The organism is Rhodopirellula maiorica SM1 (assembly GCF_000346295.1).
Taxonomy (GTDB): Bacteria; Planctomycetota; Planctomycetia; order Pirellulales; family Pirellulaceae; genus Novipirellula; species Novipirellula maiorica.
Genome location: NZ_ANOG01000727.1, coordinates 1 through 4801 on the forward strand (window position 1 = coordinate 1; position 4801 = coordinate 4801).

The window sequence follows — 4801 nt, forward strand, 5'->3', positions numbered from 1 at the left end:
GAAGTATCACCGCTGTTCCATCCGAGACCAATCCCATTGGACGCTATCGTTCAATACCGCGTCACGACTCGGGGGGGTGCGGTGTTTACGATCGCGGATCGTTGCGCAAATTCACGACCTTGCGTTGTTACTAATTGCAGACATCAACCGCTTGCCCATTCCTGTTGCAATTGACTGATAGCGACGCCGCCAGCCCCGACCTAGAATGGGTGCACCCATCGTCGAAGTGACCTTACTACGAAAGTCTATAGGGAAGGCAGCAGATGAAGAAACTGAATTTGTATTTGTTTCAAAGCGTGATGATGACGACTGTGTTATTGATCAACGGTTGTGGCGAATCTCGGCCTGACGGAATGCCGGAGTTGTACCCGGCAACGGTGACGATCACACAAGCCGGCAATCCATTGTCCGATGCCACGGTGACGTTGTATCCAAATGATTCTGCGCTTCGTCGCTGGACCGTTGGCGGTCGAACAGATGCAACCGGGACCGCGACACTGACGACTCACACGAAATATGACGGCGCTCCGGCGGGAAGTTTCAAAGTGATGGTCAATAAGACGGAGACGGAGGGCGATCCCATTCCCAAGCATCCGGGTGCGAACGCAACGCAGGACCAATTGGCGGCATACGATCGAGCGATGAAGACCGGATCGTTTATGGTTTATCAAGTGGTTGCAGAAGAATTTCGTACCGCTGGGAATACACCGCTCAGCATTGAGATCACTGCCGATGGTGAAAATGCCTTTATCGAAGATATTGGCGAGGCGGTACAAGAGTTAGATGAACAAGCCAGTGCAACGGGCGGTGCTGGCGGAGACTATGTGCCAATGGGTGGCTCCTGAATGATAAGGTGTCCAGAGGTATCCGAGTAAATACGGAAGCTCGGGGCAATCGAGAAGCTAACTCGAGAACGATGCCAACCGGCCGCCCCACGGGGGTGACCGGTTTTTTTGTTGAATCGAATCGAATTTCAAACCAAGGTTCGACGCCGCGTTTGCGTTCTCATCCTAGTACTCGGTTGGTATTTCACCGCCTTGGTGAGTTCCCATCGCACCCCATACTCCGTATGGACTTTCGCCTGCGACGGGTTGTGTTTGGGTGAGGTCGCCCGAGTCAATCGAATCGGTAATGAAACGAACCGACCCATCGAGCATGGTGCCGTGGATGCCACCGGGATGGTAACTGTTGGGCGTGAAAATCGCCGCCCAGTAACCGGTAGGGCTATCCCAGCAACTTGGACCATTCGGTGGAACGACGGTGTGAAAACCGTTCCATGGCGTTCCCATCTGGTAGAAGTTACCTCGCCAGGTATCGCATGGATTCAAGTATTGCCGTGGTTTTTCGGGGTCAACGACACTGGTCATGCAAACATCGGGGTGGATGATTGGTTGGGCACCATCGGGTTCAAGCAGTGCGCTGTTCCATCCCGAACCTCCTTTGACTTCAACCGACCAGTAACCGTTGGGGGCAGTGGCCGACTCGCTAAAGGCCAACGTGTGGCTGGTTCCGTCTTGAATGTCGGCGAAGTCGACCCACGAATCGAGATGAAACGGGCCGCGATAACGTGCTTGAACATATTGGTTGTTGACGTAGTTGGGATGATGCCAGGCCGCGTCCAACTTTAACATCCCGTCGCCCATGTTAAACATGTAGTTGATACGTGCATTGTTTGCGTGCGGCGACGCTTTCCATCCGTCGGGACACGACGGACAAAGCACGGCGGGCAAGATCGATTCGTACACTTCACCGTAAAACAGCGACGACCAGACATTGGACGTTTAGCTTAACCGCTGTTGGATCGTTTCGTAGCGGCTTTGTTGCTCGATGTAGGGCAGCAACGCTACGATCATACTTGGATAATACCTTGCATAATGAGAACCTTTGGGTAGTACGCCAGCTGCGGGAAACGTATTAAACGCATCGTGATAGTTGTGCAGTGCGAGGCTGATTTGTTTCAGGTTATTGCTACACTGCATACGGCGGGCTGCCTCGCGTGCGGCCTGGACCGCCGGCAGCAACAAGCCGACCAATACGCCGATAATGGCAATCACTACAAGTAGTTCGACCAGGGTAAATCCGGCTGGCTTGATGGTCCGTCGCTTTCTCGTTCTCATCTGGCATGCTCGTTTAAAAAGGAAGGAAACGTATGCGCTCAATATACTAAATGTATAGACTTCAGATGATTGTCACGTTTTTTTTTAAGGTGTGTCAAAAATTCCGGCCTTCGCGGCTGAGACGCGTGACGGCGCAGTGGAAGGTTGGCTGCCCCTAAAGTCTCGGTACGGGGAGACCGTGTTTGGGAGCGGTTGTCCCAAAAAGGGACGTCAATTGCATTTAGAAGTCACACTCAAATTCTGTTTACGACACCCGATCAGGTCGAAGCCGCAGCGCGGCTTGAAGTTAGCGTGATAAAGAGAACGGAGTCGAGACGCGCGATTCGCCTCGTCGATGGCGTCGAAACTCACTTCGCCGGTGCCAGCGAGGGGGTCTCCGTTTCGCCAAGCGGGCTGGGCGCGGACGAGAGCGATTGTTGCACGCATGGCCGGGTTTTGGGTAACAGTACGTTGCGTCTGGAACGGCCAGGCGATCCAGGACGAGATCTATTCTTCGAGCACGGTTTTAAGGACGCGATAGGCTTCGATACTTTCTTCGACAGCCGCTTTCCCGCCAGCTTCTTCGACATGCTGGAGGATTTCCAGTAAATTGTCGCTGCTGCCGGCGGCCAGGACTGCTGCTTTCAGATGTTCGAGTTGGTGTTCGGAGGGAAGTAGTGAGCCGTTTTTGGCTGCCGAACCGGCCTTTTTCGAGCGAGTTGGGCTTTCTTTTTTCGGGGAACTCGCCGCCGCTGTGGCCTTAGCCGGCTTACTCGGCGATTCTTTGGCAGGCTTTTGTTTCACGGGTGTTTCTTTTGGCCGGTTTGCTTTCGCCGGAGTCTCTTTGGCAGGCTCATCTTTGGCAGGCTCATCTTTGGCGGCCGCCTCTTTCGTTTCTGGCACGGTCGCAGCCGATGCTTCGGCTGGCGTTTCTTCGGCAACGGCCACGCTGGCATCTGCCTCGGGGGCCAATTTGGATTCTTCTGTGGGCATCTCGTTCTTTGCTTGTGCTTTTGCCATAAAGTGTGCGGTCCGGCTCTGGGTTGGAGAAAATCAGCTAGATAGGAAAGGAAGTGCGGTGGAACTGCGGCGGTTAATAGCAACACGCGGCGGACAAGACAAGTGAAAATCGGCGGCGTATTGCTGGCGTGATCGAGGCATTTGCTGGCATGCGGCGGAACTGCGAGGTGAGCGAGCGGCGGCGGTTTGTTATCGTGGGCGACGTTGGCAATTGGTTTTGGCAGGAAAATGAAGGGGGCAGGAAAATGGGATGCCGCAAGTGGGACTAGCGATTTTCTTTTTTGTTGCCGCCGGTTTACTACCGCTGATTGGACGGTTTTCAGTCAGGCAGCGATTTGAGAAGGCCAGAGGACATTTGAAGGTTCCTTCTTTCCTTGCTCACCATTACCGTTCGTGTGCAATTGCGTTTGAGAATCGAAAGGACGTTAAGCATCGACGCGTCGCGTATTACTGTAGATAATTACAACTAACGACTTCGCTTTTGCAGGGCCTCAACCTGAAAGGAAGCACCATGCCCGTTCTATTGCCTATCGAGTTGCCGCGACTCAATGAGGATGAGATGCGGAATATCGACTACCAGGTGATGGGCTGTGCTTTTGCGATACACAACGAGTTAGGGCGTCTGTGCGATGAGCAGGTGTACCAGTGCGATTTCGTTGAACGCATCTACGAGGCGGGAATGTGTCCCGTATATCGAGAGTTGCCTGTTGTTACGGCATTCAGAACGTTTTCGAAAACCTTCAAGCTGGATTGTATCGTAGCCGGAGCGACGATCTATGAACTGAAAGCCGTTGCAAGGCTGACCCGCAATCATGTTGCGCAATTACTTAATTATCTTCTTCTAACCAATACCACTCGCGGGAAACTAATCAATTTCCGGCCGATCAGGGTGCGATCTAAATTTGTAAACACATCACTCGATGTTAAAGAACGACGGCGATTCGCAATCAACAAAAAGGACTGGAGTGGAGACGATTCTCTGGTAAGTTTGGTTTCTGATTTGTTGTCGGATTGGGGAACCGGTCTGGCCACCAGCCTCTATCGAGAGGCGATCCTGCACTTCCTCGGCGGATCCGAAAGCCTAAGCCTGCTTGTACCTATGAGCCGTGCTGGACATTCACTTGGGAACCAACGCTTTTATTTGCTTGACGATTCTTCTGCGATCTTCGTGACGACCATGAATCAGGCAAAACGGAAGCAGCATTACGCACATCTGCTATCCCTATTGCGGCATTGCTCGATCCGCTTCGGTCACTGGATCAATATCGACCTTCATGCCCTGCAGTTCACGACGTTGAAGAGCCATTGATCGCGTCTAATGAATGTTGGCGTTCAGGCAGAGTATCGTTGGAGTGTTTAAGCATTAAGTCAGATTGCAGTGAGAGATTTCGTTGCGACTGACGGGGATCTTCTGAGCGCCACTTCGGCTTGCAAATATTGCGGCGCTCTGGATTACGGGCATCAACCAGATGACGCGAAACCGAGAGTCGTGCGAGCAGCGGCAGCTTATTAACGAAGACTACGTCGGCCACTAATTTTGGCAGGAAAATGAAGGGGGCAGGAAAATGGGATGCCGTAGAATGACCAAGCTATTTTTATTTTCCTGCCTACTCCATGTTCCTGCCCGCCGCACCGGCGGCGCCGATTGGGTGCGGCGGAACTGCAGGGTGAGTAAGCGGTGGCGG

3 protein-coding genes and 1 pseudogene are annotated in these 4801 nt (G+C 53.0%); 2 read left to right on the top strand and 2 right to left on the bottom strand.

From position 1 onward, the window contains the following. Positions 1–263: 263 nt before the first annotated feature. A complete protein-coding gene (locus RMSM_RS23485; protein WP_008702348.1) occupies positions 264–845 on the top strand; it encodes a hypothetical protein in 582 nt (193 codons plus the stop codon). A 165-nt stretch (positions 846–1010) separates the two neighbouring features. Here the strand turns inward: RMSM_RS23485 and RMSM_RS23490 are convergent. Both RMSM_RS23490 and RMSM_RS23500 read right to left on the bottom strand, forming a co-directional pair. Continuing rightward, positions 1011–2117: pseudogene (locus tag RMSM_RS23490) on the bottom strand (DUF1559 domain-containing protein). 486 nt (positions 2118–2603) lie between these two features. Continuing rightward, positions 2604–3089, bottom strand: a complete 486-nt coding sequence (locus RMSM_RS23500) for a hypothetical protein (RefSeq protein ID WP_236622279.1) — start codon at positions 3087–3089, stop codon at positions 2604–2606. Between the two features lie 538 nt (positions 3090–3627). Here RMSM_RS23500 and RMSM_RS37255 point away from each other — a divergent pair. Then, positions 3628–4425 carry a GxxExxY protein gene (locus tag RMSM_RS37255; RefSeq protein WP_008702358.1) on the top strand — a complete coding sequence of 266 codons (798 nt, stop codon included), beginning with the start codon at positions 3628–3630 and terminating at the stop codon, positions 4423–4425. Positions 4426–4801: the final 376 nt, after the last annotated feature.

What these genes read in the sequence shown, in the direction of transcription:
- RMSM_RS23485 (WP_008702348.1), top strand. Translation starts at nt 264, where the DNA reads ATGAAGAAACTGAATTTGTATTTGTTTCAAAGCGTGATGATGACGACT.
- RMSM_RS23500 (WP_236622279.1), bottom strand. Translation starts at nt 3,089, where the DNA reads ATGCCCACAGAAGAATCCAAATTGGCCCCCGAGGCAGATGCCAGCGTG.
- RMSM_RS37255 (WP_008702358.1), top strand. Translation starts at nt 3,628, where the DNA reads ATGCCCGTTCTATTGCCTATCGAGTTGCCGCGACTCAATGAGGATGAG.